The organism is Sciscionella marina DSM 45152 (genome assembly GCF_000379465.1).
Classification (GTDB): Bacteria; Actinomycetota; Actinomycetes; order Mycobacteriales; family Pseudonocardiaceae; genus Sciscionella; species Sciscionella marina.
The window spans coordinates 173884-198631 of sequence record NZ_KB905436.1 but is presented as its reverse complement, the minus strand read 5'-3'; the positions used below and the strand labels follow the sequence as shown (position 1 = coordinate 198631).

The 24748-nt window shown below is 67.6% G+C and carries 24 protein-coding genes; 16 read left to right on the top strand and 8 right to left on the bottom strand.

Annotated features, from left to right (window positions below; all coding sequences use genetic code 11):
• Positions 1–21: 21 nt before the first annotated feature.
• Complete coding sequence (locus tag A37U_RS47240) at positions 22–1776, bottom strand: ABC transporter ATP-binding protein (RefSeq protein ID WP_083934197.1); 1755 nt, start codon at positions 1774–1776, stop codon at positions 22–24.
• Positions 1777–2184: 408 nt separating this feature from the next.
• Positions 2185–3462, bottom strand: a complete 1278-nt coding sequence (locus tag A37U_RS0136940) for a glycoside hydrolase family 27 protein (RefSeq protein ID WP_020501695.1) — start codon at positions 3460–3462, stop codon at positions 2185–2187.
• A 437-nt stretch (positions 3463–3899) separates the two neighbouring features.
• Here A37U_RS0136940 and A37U_RS52335 point away from each other — a divergent pair, with 437 nt between their 5' ends.
• Positions 3900–4058, top strand: coding sequence for a hypothetical protein (locus tag A37U_RS52335; RefSeq protein WP_157183271.1), 159 nt, complete (start codon positions 3900–3902; stop codon positions 4056–4058).
• Between the two features lie 101 nt (positions 4059–4159).
• Here the strand turns inward: A37U_RS52335 and A37U_RS47235 are convergent, their stop codons facing one another.
• Positions 4160–5485, bottom strand: a complete 1326-nt coding sequence (locus tag A37U_RS47235; RefSeq protein ID WP_020501693.1) for a glutamine synthetase family protein — start codon at positions 5483–5485, stop codon at positions 4160–4162.
• Positions 5486–5580: 95 nt separating this feature from the next.
• On the opposite strand from A37U_RS47235, the gene A37U_RS48895 reads away from it, so the two are divergent.
• From A37U_RS48895 to A37U_RS48885, 7 genes are all read left to right on the top strand, one after another.
• On the top strand, positions 5581–6489 hold the full coding sequence (locus tag A37U_RS48895; protein WP_020501692.1) for a VOC family protein: 909 nt from the start codon (positions 5581–5583) through the stop codon (positions 6487–6489).
• Positions 6474–7577: a PucR family transcriptional regulator gene (locus tag A37U_RS0136915; RefSeq protein ID WP_020501691.1), complete on the top strand. Its 1104-nt coding sequence runs from the start codon at positions 6474–6476 to the stop codon at positions 7575–7577. Before A37U_RS48895 ends, A37U_RS0136915 begins: the two co-directional genes overlap by 16 nt.
• Positions 7574–8362 carry a VOC family protein gene (locus A37U_RS0136910; RefSeq protein ID WP_020501690.1) on the top strand — a complete coding sequence of 263 codons (789 nt, stop codon included), beginning with the start codon at positions 7574–7576 and terminating at the stop codon, positions 8360–8362. The genes A37U_RS0136915 and A37U_RS0136910 overlap by 4 nt, the downstream gene beginning before the upstream one ends.
• A gap of 129 nt (positions 8363–8491) precedes the next feature.
• On the top strand, positions 8492–9841 hold the full coding sequence (locus tag A37U_RS48890; RefSeq protein ID WP_157183270.1) for an acyl-CoA dehydrogenase family protein: 1350 nt from the start codon (positions 8492–8494) through the stop codon (positions 9839–9841).
• A 23-nt stretch (positions 9842–9864) separates the two neighbouring features.
• On the top strand, positions 9865–10623 hold the full coding sequence (locus A37U_RS0136900) for a VOC family protein (RefSeq protein WP_020501688.1): 759 nt from the start codon (positions 9865–9867) through the stop codon (positions 10621–10623).
• Positions 10624–10647: 24 nt separating this feature from the next.
• Positions 10648–12126 (top strand): APC family permease, encoded by a 1479-nt coding sequence (locus tag A37U_RS0136895; protein WP_020501687.1) that lies wholly within the window; start codon positions 10648–10650, stop codon positions 12124–12126.
• 22 nt (positions 12127–12148) lie between these two features.
• Positions 12149–12952, top strand: coding sequence for an LLM class flavin-dependent oxidoreductase (locus A37U_RS48885; RefSeq protein WP_020501686.1), 804 nt, complete (start codon positions 12149–12151; stop codon positions 12950–12952).
• Positions 12953–12960: 8 nt separating this feature from the next.
• On the opposite strand, the gene A37U_RS0136885 is transcribed toward A37U_RS48885, so the two are convergent.
• Entirely contained in the window at positions 12961–13530 is a 570-nt protein-coding gene (locus A37U_RS0136885; protein WP_205623105.1) for a helix-turn-helix domain-containing protein, read from the bottom strand.
• Between the two features lie 94 nt (positions 13531–13624).
• On the opposite strand from A37U_RS0136885, the gene A37U_RS0136880 reads away from it, so the two are divergent.
• The 5 genes from A37U_RS0136880 (at position 13625) to A37U_RS48880 (ending at position 18318) form a co-directional block, all read left to right on the top strand.
• Positions 13625–14461: a fumarylacetoacetate hydrolase family protein gene (locus A37U_RS0136880; RefSeq protein WP_020501684.1), complete on the top strand. Its 837-nt coding sequence runs from the start codon at positions 13625–13627 to the stop codon at positions 14459–14461.
• A 12-nt stretch (positions 14462–14473) separates the two neighbouring features.
• Entirely contained in the window at positions 14474–14842 is a 369-nt protein-coding gene (locus A37U_RS52330) for a cupin domain-containing protein (protein ID WP_020501683.1), read from the top strand.
• Positions 14842–15582: a gamma-glutamyl-gamma-aminobutyrate hydrolase family protein gene (locus A37U_RS0136870; protein ID WP_020501682.1), complete on the top strand. Its 741-nt coding sequence runs from the start codon at positions 14842–14844 to the stop codon at positions 15580–15582. Before A37U_RS52330 ends, A37U_RS0136870 begins: the two co-directional genes overlap by 1 nt.
• Before the next feature lie 3 nt (positions 15583–15585).
• On the top strand, positions 15586–17064 hold the full coding sequence (locus A37U_RS0136865) for an aldehyde dehydrogenase family protein (protein ID WP_020501681.1): 1479 nt from the start codon (positions 15586–15588) through the stop codon (positions 17062–17064).
• 84 nt (positions 17065–17148) lie between these two features.
• Positions 17149–18318, top strand: coding sequence for a flavin reductase (locus A37U_RS48880; protein ID WP_020501680.1), 1170 nt, complete (start codon positions 17149–17151; stop codon positions 18316–18318).
• 209 nt (positions 18319–18527) lie between these two features.
• Here the strand turns inward: A37U_RS48880 and A37U_RS0136855 are convergent, their stop codons facing one another.
• Positions 18528–18845: a PIN domain-containing protein gene (locus A37U_RS0136855; protein WP_240437797.1), complete on the bottom strand. Its 318-nt coding sequence runs from the start codon at positions 18843–18845 to the stop codon at positions 18528–18530.
• Here A37U_RS0136855 and A37U_RS52775 point away from each other — a divergent pair.
• Complete coding sequence (locus A37U_RS52775; protein WP_169526998.1) at positions 18838–19263, top strand: hypothetical protein; 426 nt, start codon at positions 18838–18840, stop codon at positions 19261–19263. The two genes, A37U_RS0136855 and A37U_RS52775, sit on opposite strands and share 8 nt — an antisense overlap.
• A 5-nt stretch (positions 19264–19268) precedes the next feature.
• On the opposite strand, the gene A37U_RS0136845 is transcribed toward A37U_RS52775, so the two are convergent.
• Entirely contained in the window at positions 19269–20033 is a 765-nt protein-coding gene (locus A37U_RS0136845) for an FCD domain-containing protein (protein ID WP_020501677.1), read from the bottom strand.
• A 154-nt stretch (positions 20034–20187) separates the two neighbouring features.
• On the opposite strand from A37U_RS0136845, the gene A37U_RS0136840 reads away from it, so the two are divergent.
• Positions 20188–21549, top strand: coding sequence for an MFS transporter (locus tag A37U_RS0136840; RefSeq protein WP_040589765.1), 1362 nt, complete (start codon positions 20188–20190; stop codon positions 21547–21549).
• The gene (locus A37U_RS0136835) at positions 21542–22525 is read left to right on the top strand and encodes an arginase family protein (protein WP_020501675.1); all 984 of its coding nucleotides are present in this window, start codon (positions 21542–21544) and stop codon (positions 22523–22525) included. The genes A37U_RS0136840 and A37U_RS0136835 overlap by 8 nt, the downstream gene beginning before the upstream one ends.
• 2 nt (positions 22526–22527) lie before the next feature.
• Here A37U_RS0136835 and A37U_RS0136830 read toward each other — a convergent pair whose 3' ends face one another.
• On the bottom strand, positions 22528–24186 hold the full coding sequence (locus A37U_RS0136830; protein WP_020501674.1) for an amidohydrolase: 1659 nt from the start codon (positions 24184–24186) through the stop codon (positions 22528–22530).
• Between the two features lie 31 nt (positions 24187–24217).
• Positions 24218–24748, bottom strand: coding sequence for a 4-vinyl reductase (locus A37U_RS0136825; protein WP_020501673.1), 531 nt, complete (start codon positions 24746–24748; stop codon positions 24218–24220).

The following is a 24748-nucleotide window of genomic DNA, read 5'->3' as shown; positions in this document are numbered from 1 at the left end:
TGCGTGGTGGTCGCCGTGCCGTCAGGGTGTGGTGGGTACCCGACCGGCGCGAGAACGATTCTCCGGCAGGGTTCCGCTGATGATCCCTGGATCGTGCTGCGGCGCGCCCTCGATCCGCCCTGCCTCGAGTACCAGCACGCGGTCGGCGGAATCGATGAGCCGCTGGTCGTGACTGATCACGATGGTGGTGCGGCCCGCGGTCAGCCGTCGCAACGGCTGCCACACCGCGGCGGCCGTCAGCGCGTCCAGCCCGGTGGTCGGTTCATCGAGCACGAGCACCGGGGCGTCGCGCAGTATGGCCCGGGCGATCGCGATCCGCTGGCGCTGCCCACCGGAGAGATCCATCCCGCGCTCGCCGAGCTCGGTGTCGTAGCCGCCGGGAAGGCCGGTGATGAACGCGTGCGCTTCGGCGGCCTTCGCGGCCGCGACGAGCTCGGTGTCGCTCGCGCACGGTTTCGCGTAGCGCAGATTCTCGCGCACGGTGTCCCCGAACACGATCGTCTCCTGCGGTAACAGAGTGACGTTCTGCCGCAATGACTCCAGTGTGAGTGTCCGCAGGTCCACCCCGTCGAGCAGGACAGAGCCACGAACGGGGTCGACCAGCCTGGCCAGCAGCGCGGCGATCGTCGATTTGCCTGCCCCGCTCGGCCCGGTGAGCACCATGAACTCGCCCGGTGCCACGGAAAACGACGCCGCACGCAGGATAGGTGGCCGACCCGGATAGCCGAACTCGAGCCGGTCGATGGCGATGTGTCCGCGCGAGCGGCCGATGGCGACCGCGCCGGGACTTTCGCTGATCTCCACCGGGGCGTCGAGTAGCTCGGCGACGCGTTCACCACCCGCGGTGGCCGCCGTGGTGGTCAGTGTCAGCTGCCCGAGTCGCTGCAACTGCGGGTAGAGGTACCCCAGATAGCCGGTCAACGCGATCAATCCGCCGAGGGACACCCGGTGCGCGGCGATCTCCCAGATCCCGAGCGCCAGCACAGCCACCATGCAGCAGGCTTCCAGCAGTGCCAGCATCGGCTCGTAGGCCGAATGTAGTTTCGCTTCGGCTAGCTTCGCGCGCATCCAGGCCAGCCCGTGGGCATGCAGGCGTTGCTGTTCGCGATGTTGCTGGTTGTACAGCTGGGCAAGGGGCAGCCCGCCGAGTCGTTCCTCGATGGTCGCGAGCATGGCGCCGTTGCTGCTGCGCTCCTGTCTGCTGGCGGTCTTGAGACGCCGGGAGAACCATTTCGCGGCCAGCGCGAATACCGGGGCCAGCGCGAACGCCGCGAGCGCCAGATCCCAGCGCACCCAGAACGCCGCGACCGCGAAGCACACCGCGCTGAGCGCGGCGGTGAACGCTTCGACGAGCCCGGAAGCGACCAGATGCTCGATCGCATCGATATCGGAGGTGAGCCTGCTGACCACGTCACCGCGCGCGTGCCGCTCGGTGAACCGCGGCCCGAGCCGTTGCACATGCGCGTACACCGCATCCCGCAAGCGCAACAGGAATCGCTCCGCCGCGCGAGCCAACAACAGGTTCCCGAAGTAGGAAGCGATTCCACCGGCGATAGCCATGGCAAGCCAGACACCGGCGGGCGTCCAGAAACCAGTCAGATCACCCGAAACGAGAGAATCATCGGTGATATTCGCGAACATCCATATCGCCACCAATTCGGTGGCCACGTGAATAGCGAGTAATACCGCGGATATCGACAAGTACCCGCGTTCTTCGCGAACATAAGGCCAGAAACGGCAGAAAGTCTCACGTACCGGTGACACCCGCGCCGACATGCGGCGTACGAAGCGCAAATCCCACACCTCCTTCAGACGCGAGAGAGGGTGGGCCGGAACGTTCCGGCCCACCCTCTTCCTCGTTCAGCGCCGCGGAAGCGGACCCGGCTTCGGACCCGGCTTGGGCAGCGGCTTGCAGTGCGGCTTCGCGGGAATAGGGAAGTGTGCCATTTCAAGCTCCTTTTCGGTTTCCGTGACGGTTTCTCCGTCCACGAAAACCAACCTACCCGGAAAACAAGCCACTTTACTGTGCCCGAACTATGCATCGACTATGAACAGTCCGTCACCACCGGACATTGGTCGAACAAACCGAATTACCGCGCGTTATCTGAGATTTCACTGAACGAGCAGCCCCCTCCGCCGTCCGGCACCGATAGCGGTCGCCTCACCATGAGGGCCCCACCCGGATCAGGAACTGCCCGCCGCCGCGATCCGGAGCAGTACCGTGCCGTGCGCAGGCACGGTGGCCGCGATCGTCCCTTCGCTCCAGCTCGTGCGCCGACTCCACAGATCCTCGACCCGGTAGCGAGACGAACCCGGGGCATGCACCGCGCTCGTCGTGGTATCGATCCGCGCGGCGTGGTCTCCGCTGTTGTGGAGCGCGACGGCAATCCGGTTGTCGGCCAACGGCTTCACCCATACCTGAGTACCGCCCCGCCGGATCCGGTACGCCTGCCGCCCCAACCGGTCCTGATCGACGGCGATCACCGCGCGGTTGACCAGGATCGAGCGTGCCGCGGGTGGCATTCCGGCCAGGTCATTGCCCGCGATGAGCGGTGCGGCCATCATCGCCCAGAGACTGAACTGACTGCGTTGCTCGGTCGCATCGAGATCGCCGGACACCCCGACTTCGAGCATGTCCGGGTCATTCCAATGGCCCGGCCCCGCGCGCACGGCCAGTTCCGCGTTCTGCTCAGCGGCCTCGGCGATGCCCTGGGTGCCGAGAGGTCCCTGACCGGTCCGCCAGGAAGCCCCGATGTCGTTGGTACTGCGCGACATCGTGGCCACCCGCCGCCAGTCCTGCGACTGTCCGGGGACCGTGCCGGGAACCCAACTGTTGGCATTGATGGAATAGACGATCGGCCGCCCGGTCGCCCGCAACGCATCCCGCATGCGGACGAACGCCGCCTCCTGCGCACCACTGTCATCGGAGGGCGAACACCAGTCGTATTTCAGGTAGTCCACTCCCCAGTCCGCGAAGGTCCGCGCATCGAGCCGTTCGTGACCGCCGCTCCCGGTCGCCCCCGGATACCAGCCTTTGCGCTGCGCGCACGTCATCGTCCCCGGAGTCGTGTAGATACCGAACCGCAATCCTCGCGCATGCAGATAGTCGCCCAGAGCGCGCATGCCGTGCGGGAAGCGGTGTGGATCGGCACGCAGTCGACCGGAAGCGTCACGATCCGGCGCGAACCAGCAATCATCCACCACGACATAGCGGTAACCCGCGGCCCGCATCCCACTGGCGACCAGCGCATCGGCACCAGCCTCCACCTGCCGCTCGTCGGTATCGCAGCCAGCGGAATTCCAGCTGTCCCAGCCCATCGGCGGTGTAGCCGCCACCGACGCGGGAAGCGGCCTCCCGCCCTCGTCCACCATCCTGGCGACCGGACCATCCGCGACCACGAACACGAGCACCAGCAGCAACCCCAGCACGGCCGGTGCCCTGCGATGGCGCGCGCGTGTCAACTGATCCCTCCTCCTCTTTCGAACCGGAGAGCCTTCATGCGCAACCCGTCCAACCGTAGTATGTCGTGTTACCTTTACTGCACTGAGAGTGTCGTTTAAGTGATACGGCGCGGTTTGGTGTTCTTCTTGTGGTGCGGCGGTTGGCTGTAGGTCTGGCCGGTGGCTAGGACGGGTCCGATGTCGAAGCGGCGCAGGAACATGTGCCAGCAGTGGTCGACCTCGGCCGGGGTGGCGTCGACACCGCACAATCAGACTGGATTGTTCGCCCCGCAGCTGGGCAGGCGCTCGACGCGGAGCCGGATTACGGGGCCCTCGATGATCGGCAACGGCCCGTGGTGCTCGATCCATGCGGCTGTGCTGGTCAGCCTGGGGTGCAACCGATTCCACGCTTGCGCGGTCGCTGTCCCGTAGCGGCGCGTGTCGGTGCTGATCATGGCGTGTTCGGCACCCCAGGTTGCGGGGTCGTCGAATACGAACTCGCCGCCGTGCTTGGGTGGTCGGTCTCCTGCGCGGGCACTCAGGGCGGGGCCGGTCGGCGCCGTACGCGGTCCGATTTGCACTGGCGGATCGGCGAGCAGGTGCGCGGTGCGTCGTAGCCCGCGTCGAGGACCACCAGGAGATGGTGGAGCTTTCCCGGGCGCTGCGGCGGCAATCGGCGACCGGCCGTGTCGATCGGCCGGTCTGACCGGGTCAGGATTCAGGCGCAGGAGTGGTAGAGCCGCCATTCCCAGTCGGTCACCGTGGATTCGAATGCTTCGATCTCGCGCTGTTTGATCGCGGTGTAGGCGCGGACGAGTTCTTCGCCGAACGCCGCGCCGAAGAACGCATCGGCACGCAGTGCCGCGAGCGCTTCGCCGAGGGACCGCGGCAGTGCGGCACCGTCCGCGTCGATGCGCAGGTTTCGCTGGATTCCGTCCCGGGCCGCGTGCACGATGGCGGCCATCAGCAGGTGCGGGCTCGCGCTCGCGTCGCCCTGCCGCACCTCGAAGCGGGTGGCTGCGCCGCGTTCGGCGGGTACCCGGATGAAGGTGAACCGGTTGTCCCCGGCGATATTGCTGGTGCGCGGGGACAGTCCGGCACCGTGCAGCCGGGTGTAGGAATTGACGGTCGGTGAGGCGAACGCGAGCAGCGCCGCGGCGTGCGCCTGCACTCCGGCCATCGCGTGCTCGAGCAGCGTGGAAGTCGTGTCCCCCTCGGCGAACACGTTCTGCCCCGAGGCTTCCCAGAGTGAAAGGTGCACGTGCAGGCTGCTGCCTTCCTCGGCGGTGAGCGGTTTGGCCATGAACACGGCTTCCAGACCGTCGATGATCGCGAGCTCCTTGACGGCGGTCTTGAGCAGGAACGCGCGGTCCGCGGCATCCACGATTTCGCCGTGTGCCAGGTTGATCTCGAACTGTCCTGGGGAGAATTCCCGGTTCAGCGCCGTCACGCCGATACCGAGACCGATGGTGCCCCGATGGATCCGCCCGGCCGCGCCTTCGGGATCGGTGATGCGGTCCATGGTGTACGAGACGCCCTCCTGTGAATAGGTGACCGGCCGCCGATCCGCCGATGTGCGCTGGAAAAGGTAGAACTCGGGCTCGGCGGCGGCCTGGACGGTGTACCCGAGCTCGGCGCCGAGCGTGTCCCGCGCGCTGGCCAGCTGGCCGCGTGCGCAGAGCGGGGAGCGCCGCTGTCCCTCCCACAACGCGGCGAGCACCCATACCGCGTCGGGTTCCCACGGGGGCACGATCGCCGTTCCGGGTTCGATGTACGCGTGGACGTCGGGATGTCCCTTCAGCTGTGGGAACTCCTCCTCGTCCACCGGCACGCCGAGCAGATCCTCGGCGTGCGCGATCTTCGAATAGGCAATGCCCTCGCCGAGCAGGTGCGCCGCAACGGAGGCCGGGAACTGTTTGGCGCGCTGGCGGCCGAAGAGATCGGCATGGATGACCCGGACGACCCGCGCCGTGGCCGACAGTCGCTCGAAGCGTTCGGTCGCGGACTCCGCGGTAGGGCTCGACGGGGAAACCTGAACGGTCATGCGGCCTGCTTTCTCGATGGCTGGTGCACGAGACGTTCACTATACTAGGATGAGCGTAGTTTTAAAAGAAACAGCCTTCGAATCCGGGAGCCTCCATGATCAAGCTCTACGATATCGACCACGTGAAGTTCGGCGTCGCCGATCTCGATGCGGCGAGCAACAGCTGGCAGCTGGAATTCGGCCTGACCGAACGTGCGCGGGACACGAAATCCGCGCAGCTCGCGGTGAACTACGAGCCGTACTCGATCCTGCTCGAGAAATCGGACGAGGCGGGTATCCGATATGCGGCCTACAATCTGCACCCGGATTTCTCGCTCGAGGACGCCGAGCGGCACCTCAACGGCCTGGGCATCGAGTACGCACGCACCGAGCAGGCCGTGCACTTCCGCGATCCGGAGAACAACGGGGTCGCCTATGTTCCCTACCGCCCGCGCATCGGCCAGGACGCCTACCCGATCACCTCGCGGCGCACCGATTCGCTGCCGACGGGCCGATACCGCAGGCTCGGGCACGTCAACTATCTCGTCCAGGATGTCGGCAGGATGGTCGAGTTCTACGAGCACGTCGTCGGCCAGCAGCTGGCCGATCGTCTGGGCCCGGATGCCGGTGCCTTCCTGCGGGTCGGCGCGGACCACCACGTGAACGCCTTCGTCGGCACCGGAACCTCGCACTTCCACCACGTCGCGTTCGACCTCGGTGACTGGGGGATGATCCGTTCGGCGTTCGACCATCTCGCGCAGTACGACCGGGTCTTCCCCTGGGGGCCCGTGCGGCATGGCATCGGCGGCAACCTCGCCGGATACGTGCGGACCCCGGAACTTGACTGCTTCATCGAGTTGTACTGCGATATGGAACAACTCGACGAGCTGCACGAACCGCGCGAGTTTCCGGACGACCGGCGCTCCTCCAATGTGTGGGGGATGCTGCCGCCGCGGTCGTACTTCCGGTTCGATGCGGAGTCGATCAAGGCCGAACGGGAAGGGCAGCAGTGGATGATGCGCTGAACCAACTGGTATTCGCCACCCGCAGTGGCGGGCTTTCCCATCTCATCCAGGCGATCCGCACGGTCTTCCACGCCGATGCCGGACTGTTCGACCTGTCCGGGAGCACGCTGGCCGCCTCGCCCTCGCGGTCGATCTGGGACGCGGACGCGATACTCGACGCCCGGGACGGGGACCGGGTCGCGGGCTGCACCGTACGTGCCGTTGCGGTCGAAGGGGAACAGGTGGCCCGGCTCGCGGTGCGCACCGCGCAGGACGGGGCGGGGATTCTCGAGGCCGCCGTCGATCTGGTGGCGATCGAACTCGCCCGGTTGCACGCCGCGCAACTGGGCTGGCGCGAACTCGTGGCCGGGGTGATCGACGACATCCTCGACTGCCGGGTCAGCGAGGAGGACGCGGTGGCCCGGCTGCGCGCCGCGGGGCTCGACGTGTCCCGGCCGTACCGGATGCTCGTCGGCTGGGCGGAACTGCCCGCGGGTGCGCAGCGGAGCCTGCCCTGGGGCGGTATCTACGCGCTGATGAACGGGCAGCGCGAACCCTTCCTGCGGGTGGTCCGCGGTGACCGGGTACTGATGCTCGTGCTCGACGAGGATCTGCCCGACCGGATCGCGGAAACGCTGCTGCGCCAGCTTTCCCGGCTCGGCGCCGGTGCCCGGGTCGGGGTCAGCCTCCCGCATCGCGGTGCTTCCGGAGTGCGGGCCGGATTCTTCGAGGCGTCCTCCGCGCTCGAAGAGGGGGACGGGGTGCACCACCCGCGCCGCCTCGATCTCGCCCGGTTGCTGGTGATGACGAATGCCGTGGTGCCGCTCGGCGAGCTCGCGCGTGAGCTGCTCCGCCCGCTGCTCGACTACGACGCGGCGCACGGCGGCACACTGCTGGAAACGTTCAAGGTCTATCTCGAGGCCGACCGTGATATCGTCCGGGCGACCGAGCGATTGTTCATTCATCGCAACACTTTGCGGTACCGGCTGCGGCAGATCATGAACCTGCTCGACGTCGACCTCAATTCGGTCTCCACGACCACCTCGTTCTGGCTGGCGCTGCAGGCCCTGGCCGATGAGGGCGCATTCGACGAGGGGAACGTGCAGTGACACCGCGACCCGAATACGGTGGGCTCGATCTGTTCTGCGCGGCACCGGCCGAAACCGCGGTCTATTACGAGTGGCTGCTCGGTCATCGCGCCCGTTCCCGACCGGGTGAAGCGCTCGGCGCGCTCGGTGTGCGGTTCCACCGGGCCCGGGACGGCGGCCCGACCGGCTGGCTGCCCGCGCTCTGTGTGCGGCCCTCGAGTGTGCCGCGCATTCCCGGCGAATACTACGCCGCACCGGCGGATTCCGATATCGCGGAAGGGATCGAACAGGGATTTCTGCGCGGACCCGATGACACCTGGATCGCGCTGACCGACACGCCCCGGGTGACGAACGCGATCCGCTACACGAACGCGGACATCTCCACCGAGGAGGTCGCCGCCGTGGTCGGCCGCTGGAGTTCGGCCCTCGGCGGGCACCGGGTCGGCATGTTCGAGGATCCCTACGATATGGAACTCGTGTGCGCCGAGGATCGGGTGCTGCTCGGGGTTTTCCGGGTGCACGGCGAGGTTCCCGGGATGCCACGGTCGTTCTGGATCGGCTACTTCGAGGTGCGCGATCTCGGAACCGTCGTGGCGCGCGCGGTCGAATCCGGTTCGCGGGTACTCATGGCCCCGAGCCGGTCACCGTTCAACCAGTTCGCCGTGCTCACCGATCCGTGGGGGCACGTATTCGGGGTGAGCAGGATTTTCGACCACTCCGAACTCGGCGGGATCACGGTCGTCGCCGCGGACGGCGCGCACCGCCCGCTGCTGGATGTGCTCGAACTTCCCGGCCCCCTCGACTGATCGCGGTAACCGCGTGCGGCAGTGCACGCGGTACAACTCGGGGGTGGGTGCTTTGGTCCGGAAACCATAGTCGCGGAACCGGCGCCGAGCCGATACTCGATCGCATCTCAGCGAAGAGAAAGGTCGACCGTGTCGCGAGCAAAGATCGAGACGAAACCGTACCTGTCCGGCGGTGGGACGATGTTCGAGATCCCGCCCATGCAACACGAGCCGGGAGTTTCCGGGTCACTGGCCACGATGCCGATCACCGGGGTGGAACCGCGGGTACGCGGTGAACTCGGCCGGTTGCTCGAGGCGGCCAGAACGATCCGCCCCATCCTGCGCGAGGAACAGGCCGACACCGAGGAACGCGGCCACTACTCGCCGCGAGTGCACGAATACTTTCGCGCCAACGACTTCTACAAACTGCTGCTGCCCCGCCGGTTCGGCGGACTGGAACTCGGGCCGTGCGGGTTCTTCATGGTGATCGCCGAGATCGGGCGCGGCTGCCCGTCCACGGCGTGGTGTCTTTCGCTTTCCCAGGCGCACACCCTCACACTTGCCTCCTACTGGCCGCTGCGGACCCAGGACGAGGTCTTCGGGCGGAACGGGTACCTGATCGCTCCGGCCTCGGGCAATCCGACCTCGGCGAAGGTGCGCCGCGTCGACGGCGGTTTCCGGGTATCGGGTTTCTGGCGGTATTGCTCGGGTGCGCCGTACTCCACGCATTTCTTCCCCACGATCGAGGTGCCCGCCGAAGGTGAACAGCCCGCCTACCGCGCCTGGGCGGTCATCGACCGCGCGGACTACCGGGTGCAGGACGACTGGGGCCGGGTGATCGGGATGCGCGGCTCCGGCTCGAACAGCATCGAGATCGCCGAGCCGGTCTTCGTTCCCGAACACCGGGTGGTCGCCGAAACCTGGACGAACGAGCTGGCCGAGCCCGCACCCGGAGCCACACTGCACGGCAACCCGGCGTACTCGGGCGCGTTCTTCGCGTTCGCCGAAGGAGAGGTGGCCGCGGCGACGGTCGGTCTCGGCTATGCGGCGATCGATGAGTTCGAACGCATCGTGCGCATCTCCAAGGCACCCTTCGACGATTCGGGTGCCCTGCGCGCGGAACGCCCGGACTGGCAACGGGTGCTTTCGGTGGCACTGGCGAAGGTCGACGCGGCCGCGGCGGCGCTGTTCGACGGCGGGCGCCGCTACGAGGAATACGGCAGGCTGCTCGTGGAGAACGGCGAGACCTTCGACGCCGGCCGGTCGATGCGGCTCAACCAGCAGTATTTCATCGCCGAGGAACTGGTCTGGGAGGCGCTGCAGGCGATCGTGCGCGCGGCCGGTACCGGCCCGCAGGCCGACGGGCAGAAGATCCAGCGCTATTTCCGCGATGTGTGGACCGCCATGACCCGCGCCGACCAGCTCGAGTTCTTCGGCGCTGCGTCCACCCGGGCGCGCTGGGAATCCGAGGCCCGCCTGGCGGCGCCCAGTCTCGTCTGACCGGCAGGAACGAAAGGAACGAGATGACCAAGGATTACCCGATCGGCACCACAGTGTGGCAGGAGCTCGAGGTGCGCCGCGCCGAAGGGCTCGCGGAATTCTACCGGGCCGTGCTCGGCTGGGAGCTGGAACTCGACGGCGCGCGCGGCCGGTTCCTGCTCGAGGGCGAACTCGTGGCCGGACTCGTGGTGCGGCCCGAGCTGCCCGCCGCGCAGACCGGCTGGCGGGCCTATCTCGGCGCGGAAGACCTGGACGCGGCCACCTCCCGCGCGGTCGCGGCCGGAGCGGTGCTGCAGGACCGGGACAAACCCCTTGGTGTGCCCGGCAAAGCGGTCGAGCTCACCGATCCCTTCGGGGCCTGGTTCGGGCTTGCGGAACCGGAACCCGGCGCGGCGGTGCCGCCTGCACCGGCGATCGGGCGCTGGGCGTTCGTGGATCCGTCCAATTTCGACATGACCACCGAGGTCGCCTTCCAGGAAGCGCTCTTCCCGGGACAGACCGTGGACTCCAGCGAGGGAAGCATCACGATCTTCCGGGATGCGAACGGACTGGCGCTGCGCGGTTCATACGAGATCCATGAGGAGGTCCGCGCCGTGCTGCCACCGCACTGGCTGCCGTGGATCTCGGTGCTCGACCAGGCGAAGGCGACCGAGATCGCCGCGGCGCACGGTGGGCGGGTGAACACCGTGGACAACGTGCTGAGCTTCGCGGTGTGGGGCGTGGTCGCCGATCCCCAGGGCGCGGAGTTCAAGGTGCTCCAGATGACCAAGGACGCCATCTGAGGTGTAGGGAATTCGGAGGAGCACATGACCTCGATGCAGGAGCGATCTCGTTCGGTCAGCACGTCCACCCGGCTCACCGGCCGGCTCGGTGTCACCTCGATCGTCTTCATGGTGGTCGCGGCGGCGGCACCGCTGACGATTTTCGTGACCACACCGGTGAACATGCTCAACGGCAACGGCCCGGGCATCGCGGTCAGCTATGTGCTCGGCCCGCTGATCCTGCTGTTGTTCGGGGTCGGGTTCGCCGCGATGTCGGTGCATGTGAAGAAATCCGGTGCGTTCTACGCCTACATCACCGCCGCGATCGGGCGGCCGGTCGGTGTCGGGGCGGGATTTCTGGCGATGCTGGGTTATTTCATCGTCCAGGCGGGTGTCTACATTCTGCTCGGATTCGCCATGCACAGCCTGCTCGCCTCGTTCACCGGCGCGGAGATCCTGCCCTGGTGGGGGTGGACGATCGCGGCGATGCTGGCGGTCGGGTTCCTCGGTTACTTCCACGTGGAACTCGGTGCCAAGGTGCTCTCGGTGGCCCTCGTCCTCGAGGTACTGACGATTCTCGTGCTCGACACCACGATTCTGGCCAAGGGGGGTGGGCCAGAAGGTGTCCAGCTCGCGCCGTTTCTCTCCGGGGGCGCGGTCCTGTGGGGTTCGCTGCCGCTCGGCATCCTGTTCGGGGTCAGCGTCGGCATGGGGTTCGAGGCCACCGCGCTGTTCCGGGACGAGGCACGTGATCCCAACCGGACGATCCCGCGCGCCATCTACACGGTGATCATCGCGGCGCTCGTGTTCTACGGATTCGCAGTGTGGGCCTGGATGCAGGCCTACGGCGCGAACGGGGTAATGGATGCGGTGGCCGGTGATCCGGACAACATCACCTACATGACCGCGGCGAGATTCGTGGGCCCGGCCTTCGAACAGGTCATGAACGCGCTCGCGGTGACGAGCATGTTCGCCGCCGTGCTCGCATACCACAACATGGTCACCCGCTATCTGCACTCGATGGGGCACTCGATCCTGCCCCGCCGATTGTCCTGGGTGCACGCGAAACACGGTTCCCCGTTCATCTCCTCGTTCCTCGCACTCGGCATCGCCGCCGTGTTGTTCGCGCTGATCCTGGCCAGCGGAATCGATCCACTCGCCGTGTTCGGCTGGTGCATCGCGGTCGGCACCCTCTCGCCGCTCATCCTGTTCATGTTCACGAGTGTGGCGATCATCATCTTCTTCCGGAGAAACCCGGCGCTGCCCGTGGGAGTCTGGAAATCGGTCATCGCACCGGCGCTGGCGTTCGCCCTGTTCGGTTCCCTCGCCGTCGTGGCACTGCTGAACTTCTCCACGCTGTCGGCGGCGAACGCGGGACTGAGCCTGATCCTGCAGCTGTTGCCGGTGGTCGTGTTCGGCGGCGGGGTTGTGGTCGCGCTGATCGTCAAACGCCTTGCCCCACAGCGGTATGCGGCGCTGAACGAGCAGGACGCGATCGAGGTGCGCGGCGAGGATCCGGTCTGAGCGGTACCAGGAGGAGAACGCAATGGAGATCAACTTCAGCATCCGGGTGGAGAACGCCGATGCGCGCACGGTGGTCGATGTGGCGAAAGCCGTCGAGGACAGCGGATTCGGCGGGGTCTCGTTCGCCGATGAGCTCATGGACCTCGAGCGCGGCGGCGGGCACAGCCACGATCCGTGGACGCTGCTGGCGGCGGTGGCCCAGGCGACCGAGCGGATCACCCTTGGCTCGATGGTGCTCAACATCGCCAACCGGGATCCGGGCACCACCGCGGTGGCCGCGGCCACGATGCAGCAGCTCGCCACCGGCCGGTTCTGGCTTGGGTTCGGCGCGGGGACGAACAACGGCGAGTATTTCTCCCGCGATCAGACCGAGTTCGGGCGCCCACCGGAGCCGGCGAACAGCAGGCGCGCCGCGTCCCGGGCGTATCTCGCGGAGCTGCGCCGGATCTGGGCGCACGAAAACTTTCTGCGCCCGGATCCCGTTCCGCCGGTGTTCTTCGGCGCCTTCGGCCCGCTCTCGGCCAGGCTGGCGGGCGGGCACGCGGACGGGATCGCGTGCCCGGTCGACGGTTTCGGCGAGCACGCAAGGCGCATCGAGGATCTGGTGGCGATCGCCGGGCAAGCGCGTGCGGAGCGCGGTCTCGACGGGCCGGTGCGGATCATCGCGCATACCGGTCCTCATGACGACTGGGACGATCCGCGGTGGCGGGCCGGGGCTGCGGTGTACGACCGGCTGGCCGAACTCGGGGCGGAGCGCCTCGTGTTGTTCATCCCGGCCGAACGGGAGGCGGTGCGCAAGGCATGCGGATACCTGCCGACCGGCTGAACCGGCGGTTATTCGGCGAAGGGTGCGGCGCGCGGGAAGGTGTGGAAGATCCACACCCGCGCGTCACCGTGCACGGCTTGCCAGCGGTGGGTGCGATCCGCGGGATAGGTGGCGTAGTCGCCGTCGGACAGGGTCACCTCGTAGCCCACCGGGCCGACCTCGATCGTGCCCTGCTTGACGACGATGTGTTCGCGGCTGCCCGCTCCGTGCGAGGGCGAGGTCTCGACCTTGCCCTCGTGGAAGGTCTGCGCGTGGATTTCCAGTGTCCCGGCACCGATCACCTGGCTGCGCAGCACCTGCCCCGTCGAGGCCTCGTCGCTGATGTCCTCGCCCTCCCCGGCGCGCAGCACCTCGACGGCGGGCCCCTCGGGAACCGTGATGAGGGAGGGGACCGTGACGGCGAATGTCTCCGCGATCGCGATGAGCGTGTCCAGCGTGGGGTTCGTGCCGGCACGCTCGATCTTGAACAGGGTGGCTTTCGCGACACCGCATCGCGCGCTGAGGTCCGCGAGGGAGAGCCCATGGGTCTCGCGCAGACGGCGCAGGTTCTCGGCGAGGGCGTCGGCTTGTGCGCTCATGGCCGCCATCATCGCATGCGCCGATTGTACTCGTTCAATGATACGGTTATAATTCTAAAAGAACCGAATCGTTTCGTGTCACCGGGAGGCATCCGTGACCAAGGCCGTCCATTTCCAGACCGCAGACGGCGCCCGCTACCTCGGGCGCAGGGAGGACGACACCGTGATCCGCGCGGCCGAGGCGCCCGCCGCGGGTTTCGTGCCCACCGAGGAGAACTGGGCGGTGATCGAGGGCGCGTCCGGGCGCTCCTATCCCCTCGCCGAGGTGCGGCTGCTCGCCCCGGTCGCGCCCTCGAAGATCATCGCGATCGGGCTGAACTACCAGTCGCACGTCACCGAGACCAGTCTCGCACGGCCCGATGTCCCGTTCATGTTCCCGAAACTCCCGTCCTCGGTGATCGGCCCGCACGAGGAGATCGTGATCCCGCGCGAGGAGACCCGCCCCGACTACGAGGGCGAGCTCGCGATCGTCATCGCGAAGCGGGCCTACCGGGTCACGCGCGAGCAGGCGTGGAGTCATGTCGGCGGCTACACGGTGGTCAACGATGTGAGCGGGCGCCGCGCACAACTCGAGACGCCGATGAAACAGTTCTCGCTCGGGAAGAGCTTCGACACCTTCACCCCGATGGGAGACGGCATCGTGGCGCCGGATTCCCTTCCGGACAAGACCGGGCTCGACATCCGGACGACCGTGAGCGGGGAACTCATGCAGGACGGGAACACCCGGTCGCTCATCTTCGGCATTCCCGAACTCCTCGAATACTTCACCCGCGGCGTCACGCTCTATCCGGGTGACGTGATCGCCACCGGAACCCCGGGCGGGGTCGGTGATGAACGCAAGCCACCGCGCTATCTGCGCGATGGCGATCTGGTCGAGATCGAGATCCCCGGTGTCGGCAAGCTCGCGAACCCCGTCCGGTTCGAAGCCTGAACGGAGCAGCCGATGCGGATCATCACCGAAGGCAACAAGGATCATGTCTACAATGGACGGTTCACCGGACCCGTGCAGCTCGAGATGATCCTCGAGGCACGAGAAGACGGCGAACCCGATATCGCGCGCGTGCACAGCGAATGCGGCGCGGTCACCTGCTGGCACTCGCATCCCGGCGGCCAGATCCTGGTGCTGCAGAGCGGAATCGGTCGCGCAGGCAACGAGCAGACGGTACGCACCGGGCTCGAACCGGGTACCACCATCGTCACCGGGACCGACGAGATGCACTGGCACGGCGCCGAACACGACAGCGCGGCGGTCTGGCTCGCGTTCACCTACGGGGTGACGGACTGGACCGAGCGCAATCCGCTGGAGGACTGATGGGCACCCCGCTCATCGGGATCGTCGCCGACCGGAAGAAGACCAGCAGCGGCGCCTGGGTGGACATCGAGGCCGATACCCTGCCGCACACCTATGCGCGCGCCATCGAGCGGGCCGGTGGCGCGCCGCTGCTGATTCCCGCGCTCGCGGTGCACAGCGACGGCGTGCGGCGGCTGCTGGACGCGATCGACGGGCTGTTCCTGCCCGGCGGACGGGATCTCGATGCCACGCTGTACGGCGGCCGACCGCATGCCGAGAACGACCCGCCGCTGCGCGTCCGGGACGAGCTGGAGATCGCGCTCGTGCACGGGGCGCGGGCGCGCCGGATGCCGATATTCGGTGCCTGCCGCGGACTGCAGGTGCTCAACGTCGCGCTCGGCGGCACCCTTGAGCAGCACCTCGGTGATCATCTCGACTTGACCCCGCACCGCGCCGAGGTCGGTACGTTCACCTCGCACCGGGTGCGGGTCACCCCGGGATCCCGGCTGGCCGGTGTGGCGCCGAGCGGTTCGTTCGCCATCGCCTCGCACCACCACCAGTCCGTTCGCGAGCTGGGCGCGGGACTGATCCCGGTCGCGCATGCCGAGGACGGAACGGTGGAGGCGGCCGAAACGAGCGATGACAGCTTCTGCCTCGGTGTGCAGTGGCATCCCGAGGAGTTGCTCGAACCCGACGGCCTGGCACTGATGCGTTCCTTTGTGGACGCCGCGCGCGCCCATGCCTTCGCCGAGGAGGTCTGAATCATGCCGGAGCGCGCCTTGACCGACTGGGTGGCCGCGGCCGAACGGCTGCGCTGGCCCGCGCAGCTGCTGGTCGACGGCGCGCGGCGACCGCCGCTGGACGGGGAGACACGTGCCCTGGTGACCCCGCGGGACGGCACCGAACTCGCGCGGGTTCCCTGGGGTGGCGGCGAGGACATCGAGGCCGCCGTGGCCGCGGCGCGGCGCGCGTTCGACGAGGGACCGTGGCCGCGGATGGCGCCCAGCGAACGCAAGGTGGTGCTGCTGCGGTTCGCCGAGCTCATCGAGGCGAACCGCGACGAGCTCGCCCTGATGGTCACACTCGAGATGGGCAAACCGATCGCGCAGTCCTGGAGTATCGAGCTGCGCGCCGTGCTGGCCAGCTACCGCTATTACGCCGAGCTCGCGGACAAGGAGCTCGACGAGATCGCCCCGACCGGGCAGGAAGCGCTCGCGCTCGTCACCAGGGAACCGGTCGGGGTCGTCGGCGTCGTGACACCGTGGAACTTCCCGCTCACCCTCTCGGCGTGGAAGATCGCGCCCGCGCTGGCCTTCGGGTGCACCGTGGTACACAAACCCGCCGATCTCACCCCGCTATCCGCGGTGCGGATCGCTGAGCTCGCACTCGAGGCCGGGGTGCCCGCCGGGGTGCTCAACGTGGTACCGGGCCGGGGATCCGTGCTGGGGCGCCGGATCGGTGAGCATCCGGCTGTCGATGCGCTCGCGTTCACCGGATCGACCGCGGTGGGCCGGGAATACCTGAGGTACGCGGCGGAGTCCAACCTGAAACGGACCTGGCTCGAGCTCGGCGGGAAATCGCCGAACATCATCCTTCCCGACGCCGAACGCGACCGTGCCATCGCGACGGCGGCCTGGGGGATCACCTTCAACGCCGGGCAGATGTGCACCGCACCCTCCCGGCTGATCGTGCACGAGGAGATCGCCGAGGAGGTGCTCGACGGCGTCGTGCGCGCCTGCGCCGGATACCGGCCGGGTGATCCGCTCGATCCGGCCACCACCATGGGACCGCTTGCGGCGATCGAACGGGCCGCCGCAGTGGACGAACACGTCGACCGGGCGTTCGCCGAGGGGGCGACCGCGGCGCTCGACGCGCGCGGCGGCACGGGCGCGTACTACGGGCCGGTGGTGTGCAGCGGGGTCGAGGCCGCGTCGAGGCTGGCTCGCGAGGAGGTCTTCGGTCCGGTGCTCGCCGTGCAGCGGGCGAGTGACGTGGACGAGGCGGTGCGGCTGGCGAACGACAGCGAATACGGCCTCGCGGCCGGACTGTGGACCCGGGATGTCACGGCGGTGCACCGGATCTCGCGCCGGCTGCGTGCCGGGACCGTCTGGGTGAACTGTTACGAGGAGGGCGATCTCGGTGTCCCGTTCGGCGGATACAAGCAGTCGGGCAATGGCCGGGACAAATCCCGCCACGCCATCGAGAAATACACCGAACTGAAGACGACCTACCTTCAGCTCTGAGCGGCCGCACTGTGTTCCGCGGACAGGATCGGCCGGTACGACTGTTCGCGTGCACAGCGACCTCGGAGACCGGATCCCCGCACAATGATCGCGGAAGGCGAAGACCCCGCACGCGAGGAGGCGTTCGGCATGGCGCAGCGGAACTGGTGGCGAACCGTACTCGGCGAGTACCCGACCGGGGTCACGATCATCGGCTCGTTCGACGAGACCGGCGCTGCGGTGGGCATGGTCGTGGGCACGTTCAGCGCGGTGTCCCAGGATCCGCCGCTGGTCGGATTCAGCCCGGCGCGCTCCTCGTACACCTGGGATCTCGTGCGCCGCAACGGCAGGTTCGTCGCCAATGTGCTCGGCCACGAACACGAGGGCCTGTGCCGCGCGTTCTTCGCCGCCGGGTACCCGGAACGCTTCGCCGGAGGTGACTGGCGCAGGACCCCGGCCGGGCCAAGGCTGGGGGACGCGCCCGTCTGGTTCGAATGCATCATCCGGGAGGTGCACCCGGCGGGGGACCACGACCTCGTGGTCGCCGAGGTGACCGAGTTCGGCCTCGGCGACCACGGCGCCGGGATGCCCTTGCTGTTCCTCAACGGCGGCTACGGCACTTTCAGCGCTTCCGGTCAGGCTTTCGACGCGCAGCGGTTCATCGACCGCCTCCGGATGGCCGACGCGGTCTCCGATCGCGTCGAGCGGTTCGCCGGGGAGCACGGCGTCCGGGCACTGCTCGCCACGGTGGCCGGTGATTCGGTGTGTGTGCTCGCGGGATCGGGGCCGTACGCCGGTACCCGGATGAGTTTCCCGTTCGCCGCACCGGTGGCCAGTACCCTCGCCGCCTGGGGCGCCGAGGAACAGTACCGCGCGTGGCTGGAGAACGCCCGCCATCTCGTGGGGACCGTGGACCGCCAGGGCCTCGTGCGCGTCCTCGATCGCGTCCGGGAGCGGGGATACGCGCTTTCCCACGGTGAGCTCATGGGTGCCGAATTCGACCGGGTCGTCACCGATCCGTCGACCTCGCGGGCGCAGCTTTCCCGGCTGTGGCAGAACACCCATCGCGCGAGCGTGCGCGCCGTCGACCGGGAGGAGGAGCACCGCACCGCGACCTCGATCCAGCTGCCGGTTCTCGATTCGAGTGGGCACGCGGTGCTGGAACTCGTCGTCGAGGACTTCGATCCGCTGCCTGATCGGGCGGGTTTCGAGGAACTTCTCGCCGCCGCCCGCAGCACCGCCGCGGAGCTGCACCGCGCGGCCGTTTCGGTCTGAGCGGGGGACCGCGGTCCGGCATCGGGTAGCTCGGGCGTGAACACGGTGAACAGGCCGAGCACATCGATACCGGTGATCGCGGTCCCCGCGACCGCGCCGGTGATGATCGACAGGAAATGATTCGCGTGTCGAGTGCCCACTCATGCCCGGCACGGCACCGAATCGGTTGCTTGCTGCGCGGTGGTTCGCACTGAACGCTCCACGTGGGCTCAGTTCGTCGGATCGATGATGCTGACCGCTGTGTCGAGTCCGGTGAAGTCCTCGGCGTTGTGGGTCAGCAGCGGCAGGTTGTAGCGCGCGGCGGTGGCGGCGATCATCAGGTCCATACGTCGTCCGCGAGGGCTGTGTCCGTGCTGGCGTACCAGAGTGGCCAGCGTGCCGTAGTACTCGGTCGCGGCCAGGTCGAAGGGGAGCACTTCGCAGCGATCCAGGGTGTCTTGCACGCGGCGGCGACGGCGGTGTTGCTCCATGATGTTGTCGTCGGCGGTGACGCCGTACTGCAGTTCGGCGATGGTCAGGATGGACACCGTGATCTCATCGGCGTGTTCGGCCACCGAGCGGGAGTCGATCACCACGGACGTATCGGCCACGGCTTACCGTGGTGTCGCGCTCACCGATCGGGCCTTTGCTGGTTCTGCTGTGCTGCCCGGGTCCAGGATCCGGCGGTTCCTCATCCTGCCCTTCGCGGATATCCTGCATCCAGGCGTCGGCTTGATCTGCGGAGAGTGGGGAGGTTTCAGCCATCGTGGCGAACTCGGTAGCTGGGACGAACCGGCGCCGTCCGCTGTCGCGCTGGTGTGGGGTCAGGTCCGTGGTCGGGCGCCCATTGACCGTTATGGTAAAGAATTCCCCGTCCGCGACCCGGCGGATGATGGCCGCGTTCTGGTTACGCAGATCGCCTTGGCGAATCTCGATGCCCAAAGCATGGTTGTAGTACTTTTGTAGCGTTCCTACGAAGGCTCGCGGGCCGAGGCGAGCAGCCGGTCCACGAGTTCCGGTTCGTAACGGTCGATGAACGCGGCGGTCTCGCTGATCAGCCGGTCGAGGTGCTCGGTCATCACCGTGGCGGCGCGTTCGTGCTTGCCCGCGGCCAGTGCCTCGACGATCCGCGCGTGTTCGCTGATGCTTTCGGCGCTGGTGTGCCGCGCTTCGAGGATGACATCGAGCGCGGCCTCGACGTGATCGAGCGCGGGGTCGAGCGCCATCCGGATCATGGCGGAGATCAGGGGGTTGGCGCTGGCTTCGGTGACGGTGCGGTGGAAGTCGAGCACGAGCTGGCGGGGGATCGGTCCGCCGTGCTCGAGTGCGCGCCGGTGTTCGGCGAGGCTCTGCCGCAGGGCGTCGATGACCTCGGCATCGAATCCGGCCGCCCCGCGCACCGCCTCGGGTTCCACGGCACGCCGTGCGCGGAGCAGGTTGAGCACGTCCTGCCCGGTGCGCACGTCGATGGCGCGGCCGAGCAGGTCGGTGTGTTCGAGCCCGCGCAGCCGGGCGCGCACCTGTGCCCTGCCGTCTTCGGTGAGCACGCGTCCTTTGCGTTCGACGGGTTCGGTGACCCCGCGTGCGTCGAGTTCGCGGAGTCGTCGGCTGACGGTCGCTTCGGACAGTTCGAATCCGGCATGGGTCAGCCCGTTGCGGATCTCGCGCGCGCCGATCGGTCCGCCGGCGTGATCGAGCATGCGGAGCACGGCGGTGTCGACGTCGAGCCGGTCCATCCGCCCCCCTGTCCTCCGATCACGGTGCCGATGAGTATAGGTCACGGTCACATCTGACAAATGTACGTCAATATTGACAAACGCATGCGGATTGCGCCATGCTCCGCCGGACACGCGGCGCACCGCAGCGCCCCTCGCAGCATCGGAGGATTCGATGACGCCGACAAGGAACACCGTGCCGCGCCGTCGTGGACGGATCCGGTGGCTGATCATCGGACTGGCGTTCCTGGCCATCTGCATCAACTACATCGACCGGGCGAATCTCTCGGTGGCCCTGCCGTACCTGAACACGGAGCTGCACCTGGATCCGGCGCTTTCCGGGCTGGTGCTCGGGGCGTTCTTCTGGACGTACTCGCTGTTCCAGCTCCCACTCGGCTGGCTGGTCGACAAGGTGGGCAGCCGGGCGATGTTCGCGATCGCGGTGGTGTGGTGGTCGGTGTTCACCGCGGCGACCGTCGTGGCGCGCGGATTCGGTTCGCTGTTCGGGATCCGGCTGCTGCTCGGCATCGGCGAGGCGGGCGCGTTTCCCGCGAGCGCGCGGGTGGTGGAGGAGTGGTTCCCCAAACGGGAACGCGGTATCGCCTCTGGCATCTACGACAGCGGCGCGCGCGGTGGCACCATGCTGGCGGTCCCGGTGGTGACCGCCCTGATCGCCTGGCTCGGCTGGAAGGGTTCGTTCATCGCCACCGCATCACTGGGCATCGTGTGGGCCGCCGTGTGGCTGTACGTGTACCGGAGCCCGCACGCACAGCGCTGGGTTTCGGAAGGGGAACTGCGCTACATCGAAGAGGGCGGTGCGCGGACCGGAAGGCAGCAGGCGAGCACGGAAGCCGAAACGGGGCCGCGGATCCGCTGGCGCGATCTGTTCCGCAGCCGCACGGTCTGGGGGATGGCGATCGGATTCGGTTGCCAGAGCTATGTCATCTACTTCTTCATCACCTGGTTTCCCTCCTATCTGGTCGACGAACGGCATTTCAATCTCCTGGAACTCGGCATCTTCGGCACGATCCCGGGCCTGGTCGCGTTTCTCGGCAATTTCCTCGGCGGCTGGGCCTCGGATGCCCTGATCCGCCGCGGGCATTCGGTCACGTTCGCCAGGAAGGCCTGCATCGTCGGCGGGATGCTCGGTTCCACGCTCATCGGTTTCGCCGATCTCACCCCGAGCGCGGTGCTGGCCCTGGTGCTGTTGTCGGTCTCCTTCGGCTGTGTCACGTTCGCGACCTCCTCGATCGTCGCGCTCCCGGTGGACATCGCACCGGAGACGAGCCAATCGCTCGCCGGGTCCATTCAGGGGTTCCAGAACGGCATCGCGAACCTCGCCGGTATCGCCAGCCCCGCGGTCATCGGCTGGCTCTACGGCGCGACCGGCAGCTTCAGCTGGGGGCTGCTGTCCGCGGCGTTCGTGGCCGTCGTCGGCTGCCTCGTCTATCTACTCCTCGTCGGCCGCATCGAACCACTCGGCCAGGCAAAAACCCTTGCCACCCAACCGAAAGGAATACCCGCCGATCATGACTGAAGACAGGCTCAACCTGCCGTTCGTCGGAATCCCCTCGTTCCTGCGCAGCCCGGTGCAGACCGATATGCGCAATATGGACGCCGATATCGCGGTGCTCGGGGTACCCAGCGACGAGGGTTCGCCCTGGTACCCCGGTGCCCGGATGGCGCCGCGGGCCATCCGGGAGATGTCGGTGCGGTTCGCCGAATACGGCGCGATCCAGCACGCGGCCGGGTTGTACGACGTGGACGAGGACAAGCACTATCTGCGGTACGAACGCCGCAATCAGCGCATCGTCGACTGTGGTGACGTCGACATCCTGTACACCAATCCCGAGGGAACGATGCGCAACGTCACCGATGCCACCTCGGAGATCCTGCAGTCCGGTGCGATCCCGGTGGTCTTCGGCGGGGATCACGCGGTCTCCTTCGGCGTGGTGCGCGCCTATGAGGAACCGGTGTCGATCGTGCACTTCGACGCGCACCTGGACTACCGCCCGTTCGTGCACGGCGTGGAGAACGCCAACGGCAGCCCCATGCTCAAGATCGGCAACCTCGCCAATGTCGACCGGATGGTGCAGGTCGGCATCCGGAGCATCCGGACGAGCAAATCCGCGCTGCAGCAGTCGCTGGACCGCGGCAATGCGGTGGTCACCGTGAACCGGCTGCGGCGCGCCGGGGTGGAGAGTATCCTCAGCGAACTGCCCAAGGGCGGCAAGGTCTACGTCAGCGTGGACATCGACGTACTGGACATGCCGCTGGTGCCCGGCTGCGCCTCGGCCGAACCCGAGGGATTCGGTTTCGAGGAGCTGCGCCAGACCATGTTCGCGATCGCCAGGCACGCGGACGTGATCGGGCTGGACGTGGTCGAGATCAATCCGATGCTCGACGTGCGCTCGAACAACACCTCGCTGCTCGGCGCCCAGCTCGCACTGGAGTTCATGGGCCGGGTCGTCGAGCAGCCCGCTTATCTCGCCCGCAAGGGCCGCGCCGCCTGATTTCAGGCCGGGTGTGGGGTGCCGCCGAGCACGGTGCCCCACACCGGGATGGACCGCAGTTGTTCGGCGGGCAGATCGAAGGGATCCGCTTCGAGGACGGCGAAGTCCGCGAGTTTCCCGGGTTCCAGGCTGCCGAGTTCGCGGTCCATCCCGAGCATCCGCGCCGCGTCCACGGTGATCGCGCGCATGGCCCGATACCGTTCGATGCGCTCACCGGGGGCCAGCACGGTCGCGTTGTCGGTGCCGATCCGGGTTGTGGCGACCCAGGCCGCGGTCAGCGGGCTCATCGGGACCGGGACGAGTGCGTAGTCGGAGTGCAGCGCAAACGTCACTCCCTCGCGTTCCAGGGAACCCAGGCGCGCCACGGCCTCGCTGCGATCGGGGCCGTAGCCCTGATCGGCGTGCAACTGACTGCGGTAGTGCACGAAGTAGGCGTTCACACTGGCCTGCGCGCCGAGAGCACGGACCCGGCGGGCCTGGTCCGTGCTGCTGATGCAATAGTGCTCGAAGGTGAACCCGTGGTCGAACCGCGGCCGTTCGTTTTGCAGGCGTGCCAAGGCATCCAGTGCGGCATCGATGCTCTCGTCGCCGTTGGTGTGGCAGTGGATGGGAATGTCCGCGTCCCAGAACGGCCGCATCCGCTCGTGCAGCTGCGGCCACGGAATATCGTTGCGCACCCCGTTGGTCAGGTCGAGGTAACCGGGGAACCTGGTGCGCAGCGACATCGCCGGGAAGGATCCGTCGGCGAGGAATTTCACGCCGTGGAAGAACAACGTCGGGCTGTTGCGCTCATGCCACGTGGCAAGCGTCGCGGCAGCCTGTTCGCCGAAGTTGTCGTGCATGGTCATCTCGTAGGCGACCAGCCCCATCCGAACCGGCGCATCGGCGGCGTTGTACACGGCGTCGTGCAGCCGCCATTCCCGGTCCGGATCGGTGAGCCCGAACAACAACTCCGCGGTCGTGGTGATCCCCGCCGAGGTGGCCAGCCGGTTCATCGCGTGCAGTCCCTGTTCCCCGGCGTCCTGCACGAGATCGACCGCGGAACTGCCCACGACCGCTTTGTGTGCCTCGAATTCGGTGAACCGGCCGTCGAGTCGCCCGTCCGGATAGCGGCCGACCCCGTGCACGTCGAGATCATCGGGCACCTGGCGGTCGCGCAGCGCGGCGGAATTGGTGTAGAGGACGTGCGGGGCGTAGGTGATGATGAACAGCGGACGTTCCGGCACGATCGCGTCCAGTTCGTCGCGGTGCAGATGCCCGCCCTGCATGGCCGGATCGAATCCCCAGGCCACGATCGATTCCCCGGCCGGGGTCTCGGCGTCGAGCTCGCGGAGTTTCCCGATCACGTCGTCCCGGGTGGGTAATCCGGGATTCGCGCAGCACAGTCCCGGCGATTCGAGCGGGCCGAGATAGGGCACGCCGAGATAACCGGAGGACATGGCGAAATGCGTGTGCGGGTCGATGAATCCGGGCAGGATCACCTTGTCCCGCAACGAATCGTCGATCGTGTACTCGTGCCGGTCGAGCCAGGGCCGCATCGACTCCAGTGTTCCCGTGGAGAGCACCCGTCCGTCCATGACGGCGATCGCGGTGGCCACCGGACGGCCCGGGTCCATGGTGTGGATCCTGCGGGCGGGGTACACGGTGATCGTCGGTGACATGCGCTTTGTCCCTTCCTGCTGGTGATCGAGCCTAGTTCTGCTGCTCGATCGGCTTGCCGTGGAATGTGCAGTGCGCCGCCCCGGTGCTGCGGCAGCTGGTCTCGGTGAACGCAAACCGGCGGGGGCGGCCGGTTTCCGCGGCGGCGAAGTCGAAGGCGCCCTCGAGCCAGGCGGCGAACATGTAGCAGGTTCCGTTTCCGTTGCCGCTCGCGCGATCGGCGAGCGCGGAATGGTGCAGCGCGACCCGGATCCGCTCGCCGGTGTGCTCCTCGACGCGGAACCGTCCCCAGCCCCGGTGGCCGAGCTGTTCCAGATAGTGCGCCACGACGCGATCGGGGGAGAGACCGTGGAAGCCGCGCTGCTGGGCGCACCACTGCTGCGCGGAGCGGTACCCGGCGTCCCGGATGAGGTTCGCCGATCCCTTGTGCCCCAGTCGTTCCTCGGCTGCGGCCAGGTTGTTCGTGATCATGTGGCGGGGAACGAGGATCATCGGGATTCCCTCGACGGACCAGCGCCCGTTGTCCGGGTCGACCGTGACGGGAACGGGTATCTCGGTGGACAT

What these genes read in the sequence shown, in the direction of transcription:
- A37U_RS47240 (WP_083934197.1), bottom strand. Translation starts at nt 1,776, where the DNA reads ATGTCGGCGCGGGTGTCACCGGTACGTGAGACTTTCTGCCGTTTCTGG.
- A37U_RS47235 (WP_020501693.1), bottom strand. Translation starts at nt 5,485, where the DNA reads ATGACCGTTCAGGTTTCCCCGTCGAGCCCTACCGCGGAGTCCGCGACC.
- A37U_RS48895 (WP_020501692.1), top strand. Translation starts at nt 5,581, where the DNA reads ATGATCAAGCTCTACGATATCGACCACGTGAAGTTCGGCGTCGCCGAT.
- A37U_RS0136900 (WP_020501688.1), top strand. Translation starts at nt 9,865, where the DNA reads ATGACCAAGGATTACCCGATCGGCACCACAGTGTGGCAGGAGCTCGAG.
- A37U_RS0136895 (WP_020501687.1), top strand. Translation starts at nt 10,648, where the DNA reads ATGACCTCGATGCAGGAGCGATCTCGTTCGGTCAGCACGTCCACCCGG.
- A37U_RS48885 (WP_020501686.1), top strand. Translation starts at nt 12,149, where the DNA reads ATGGAGATCAACTTCAGCATCCGGGTGGAGAACGCCGATGCGCGCACG.
- A37U_RS0136885 (WP_205623105.1), bottom strand. Translation starts at nt 13,530, where the DNA reads ATGAGCGCACAAGCCGACGCCCTCGCCGAGAACCTGCGCCGTCTGCGC.
- A37U_RS52330 (WP_020501683.1), top strand. Translation starts at nt 14,474, where the DNA reads ATGCGGATCATCACCGAAGGCAACAAGGATCATGTCTACAATGGACGG.
- A37U_RS0136870 (WP_020501682.1), top strand. Translation starts at nt 14,842, where the DNA reads ATGGGCACCCCGCTCATCGGGATCGTCGCCGACCGGAAGAAGACCAGC.
- A37U_RS0136865 (WP_020501681.1), top strand. Translation starts at nt 15,586, where the DNA reads ATGCCGGAGCGCGCCTTGACCGACTGGGTGGCCGCGGCCGAACGGCTG.
- A37U_RS48880 (WP_020501680.1), top strand. Translation starts at nt 17,149, where the DNA reads ATGATCGCGGAAGGCGAAGACCCCGCACGCGAGGAGGCGTTCGGCATG.
- A37U_RS52775 (WP_169526998.1), top strand. Translation starts at nt 18,838, where the DNA reads ATGGACACCGTGATCTCATCGGCGTGTTCGGCCACCGAGCGGGAGTCG.
- A37U_RS0136845 (WP_020501677.1), bottom strand. Translation starts at nt 20,033, where the DNA reads ATGGACCGGCTCGACGTCGACACCGCCGTGCTCCGCATGCTCGATCAC.
- A37U_RS0136840 (WP_040589765.1), top strand. Translation starts at nt 20,188, where the DNA reads ATGACGCCGACAAGGAACACCGTGCCGCGCCGTCGTGGACGGATCCGG.
- A37U_RS0136835 (WP_020501675.1), top strand. Translation starts at nt 21,542, where the DNA reads ATGACTGAAGACAGGCTCAACCTGCCGTTCGTCGGAATCCCCTCGTTC.
- A37U_RS0136830 (WP_020501674.1), bottom strand. Translation starts at nt 24,186, where the DNA reads ATGTCACCGACGATCACCGTGTACCCCGCCCGCAGGATCCACACCATG.
- A37U_RS0136825 (WP_020501673.1), bottom strand. Translation starts at nt 24,748, where the DNA reads ATGTCCACCGAGATACCCGTTCCCGTCACGGTCGACCCGGACAACGGG.